The following is a 3,496-nucleotide window of genomic DNA, read 5'->3' as shown; positions in this document are numbered from 1 at the left end:
GGGGCCATAGCTCAGCTGGGAGAGCGCCTGCCTTGCACGCAGGAGGTCAACGGTTCGATCCCGTTTGGCTCCACCATAAACTGCTTCGAAGTTTAAGAGTTTAGAAATGAATATTCGGTAATGAATATTGATTTCTAGTCTTTTGATTAGATCGTTCTTTAAAAATTTGGGTATGTGATAGAAAGATAGACTGAACGTTACTTTCACTGGTAACGGATCAGGCTAAGGTAAAATTTGTGAGTTCTCTTAGTTGAGAAATTCGAATTTTCGGCGAATGTCGTCTTCACAGTATAACCAGATTGCTTGGGGTTATATGGTCAAGTGAAGAAGCGCATACGGTGGATGCCTTGGCAGTCAGAGGCGATGAAAGACGTGGTAGCCTGCGAAAAGCTTCGGGGAGTCGGCAAACAGACTTTGATCCGGAGATGTCTGAATGGGGGAACCCAGCCATCATAAGATGGTTATCTTGTACTGAATACATAGGTGCAAGAGGCGAACCAGGGGAACTGAAACATCTAAGTACCCTGAGGAAAAGAAATCAACCGAGATTCCCTTAGTAGTGGCGAGCGAACGGGGACTAGCCCTTAAGTGGCTTTGAGATTAGCGGAACGCTCTGGAAAGTGCGGCCATAGTGGGTGATAGCCCTGTACGCGAAAATCTCTTAGTCATGAAATCGAGTAGGACGGAGCACGAGAAACTTTGTCTGAATATGGGGGGACCATCCTCCAAGGCTAAATACTACTGACTGACCGATAGTGAACTAGTACCGTGAGGGAAAGGCGAAAAGAACCCCGGAGAGGGGAGTGAAATAGATCCTGAAACCGTATGCGTACAAGCAGTGGGAGCCCACTTTGTTGGGTGACTGCGTACCTTTTGTATAATGGGTCAGCGACTTATTTTCAGTGGCGAGCTTAACCGAATAGGGGAGGCGTAGCGAAAGCGAGTCTTAATAGGGCGTCTAGTCGCTGGGAATAGACCCGAAACCGGGCGATCTATCCATGGGCAGGTTGAAGGTTAGGTAACACTGACTGGAGGACCGAACCGACTACCGTTGAAAAGTTAGCGGATGACCTGTGGATCGGAGTGAAAGGCTAATCAAGCTCGGAGATAGCTGGTTCTCCTCGAAAGCTATTTAGGTAGCGCCTCATGTATCACTGTAGGGGGTAGAGCACTGTTTCGGCTAGGGGGTCATCCCGACTTACCAAACCGATGCAAACTCCGAATACCTACAAGTGCCGAGCATGGGAGACACACGGCGGGTGCTAACGTCCGTCGTGAAAAGGGAAACAACCCAGACCGTCAGCTAAGGTCCCAAAGTTATGGTTAAGTGGGAAACGATGTGGGAAGGCTTAGACAGCTAGGAGGTTGGCTTAGAAGCAGCCACCCTTTAAAGAAAGCGTAATAGCTCACTAGTCGAGTCGGCCTGCGCGGAAGATGTAACGGGGCTCAAACCATACACCGAAGCTACGGGTATCACTTAGGTGATGCGGTAGAGGAGCGTTCTGTAAGCCTGTGAAGGTGAGTTGAGAAGCTTGCTGGAGGTATCAGAAGTGCGAATGCTGACATGAGTAACGACAATGGGTGTGAAAAACACCCACGCCGAAAGACCAAGGTTTCCTGCGCAACGTTAATCGACGCAGGGTTAGTCGGTCCCTAAGGCGAGGCTGAAAAGCGTAGTCGATGGAAAACAGGTTAATATTCCTGTACTTCTGGTTATTGCGATGGAGGGACGGAGAAGGCTAGGCCAGCTTGGCGTTGGTTGTCCAAGTTTAAGGTGGTAGGCTGGAATCTTAGGTAAATCCGGGATTCTAAGGCCGAGAGCTGATGACGAGTGTTCTTTTAGAACACGAAGTGGTTGATGCCATGCTTCCAAGAAAAGCTTCTAAGCTTCAGGTAACCAGGAACCGTACCCCAAACCGACACAGGTGGTTGGGTAGAGAATACCAAGGCGCTTGAGAGAACTCGGGTGAAGGAACTAGGCAAAATGGCACCGTAACTTCGGGAGAAGGTGCGCCGGTGAGGGTGAAGCATTTACTGCGTAAGCCCACGCCGGTCGAAGATACCAGGCCGCTGCGACTGTTTATTAAAAACACAGCACTCTGCAAACACGAAAGTGGACGTATAGGGTGTGACGCCTGCCCGGTGCCGGAAGGTTAATTGATGGGGTTAGCTAACGCGAAGCTCTTGATCGAAGCCCCGGTAAACGGCGGCCGTAACTATAACGGTCCTAAGGTAGCGAAATTCCTTGTCGGGTAAGTTCCGACCTGCACGAATGGCGTAACGATGGCGGCGCTGTCTCCACCCGAGACTCAGTGAAATTGAAATCGCTGTGAAGATGCAGTGTATCCGCGGCTAGACGGAAAGACCCCGTGAACCTTTACTATAGCTTTGCACTGGACTTTGAATTTGCTTGTGTAGGATAGGTGGGAGGCTTTGAAGCGTGGACGCCAGTTCGCGTGGAGCCAACCTTGAAATACCACCCTGGCAACTTTGAGGTTCTAACTCAGGTCCGTTATCCGGATCGAGGACAGTGTATGGTGGGTAGTTTGACTGGGGCGGTCTCCTCCTAAAGAGTAACGGAGGAGTACGAAGGTGCGCTCAGACCGGTCGGAAATCGGTCGTAGAGTATAAAGGCAAAAGCGCGCTTGACTGCGAGACAGACACGTCGAGCAGGTACGAAAGTAGGTCTTAGTGATCCGGTGGTTCTGTATGGAAGGGCCATCGCTCAACGGATAAAAGGTACTCCGGGGATAACAGGCTGATACCGCCCAAGAGTTCATATCGACGGCGGTGTTTGGCACCTCGATGTCGGCTCATCACATCCTGGGGCTGAAGCCGGTCCCAAGGGTATGGCTGTTCGCCATTTAAAGTGGTACGCGAGCTGGGTTTAGAACGTCGTGAGACAGTTCGGTCCCTATCTGCCGTGGACGTTTGAGATTTGAGAGGGGCTGCTCCTAGTACGAGAGGACCGGAGTGGACGAACCTCTGGTGTTCCGGTTGTCACGCCAGTGGCATTGCCGGGTAGCTATGTTCGGAAAAGATAACCGCTGAAAGCATCTAAGCGGGAAACTTGCCTCAAGATGAGATCTCACTGGGACCTTGAGTCCCCTGAAGGGCCGTCGAAGACTACGACGTTGATAGGTTGGGTGTGTAAGCGCTGTGAGGCGTTGAGCTAACCAATACTAATTGCCCGTGAGGCTTGACCATATAACACCCAAGCAATTTGACTACTCGAAAGAGCATCAGATTGCGGTGTGTGAAGACGAAAGAACCGAAAGTTCGAAATGCTCACAAAACACCAAGCTATCACATACCCAATTTGCTGAAGCGCGGCCAACTGGCCACGACTCAGTACCCGAATTTCTTGACGACCATAGAGCGTTGGAACCACCTGATCCCATCCCGAACTCAGCAGTGAAACGATGCATCGCCGATGGTAGTGTGGGGTTTCCCCATGTGAGAGTAGGTCATCGTCAAGATTAAATTCCGAAACCCC

Annotated in this window: 1 tRNA gene and 2 rRNA genes; all 3 read left to right on the top strand. The window is 50.8% G+C overall.

What is annotated here, in order from left to right:
* The 3 genes from KGA88_RS01070 (at nt 1) to rrf (ending at nt 3,479) form a co-directional block, all read left to right on the top strand.
* A tRNA-Ala gene (locus tag KGA88_RS01070) sits at nt 1-76 on the top strand.
* A 239-nt stretch (nt 77-315) separates the two neighbouring features.
* A 23S ribosomal RNA gene (locus KGA88_RS01065) occupies nt 316-3,207 on the top strand.
* A gap of 156 nt (nt 3,208-3,363) precedes the next feature.
* Nucleotides 3,364-3,479, top strand: a 5S ribosomal RNA gene (gene rrf, locus KGA88_RS01060).
* Nucleotides 3,480-3,496: the final 17 nt, after the last annotated feature.

It is taken from the genome of Pseudomonas sp. A-R-19, from assembly GCF_019956575.1.
Classification (GTDB): Bacteria; Pseudomonadota; Gammaproteobacteria; order Pseudomonadales; family Pseudomonadaceae; genus Aquipseudomonas.
Note: the sequence above shows the minus strand (reverse complement) of the source record. Positions and strands in the feature narration are given on the sequence as shown.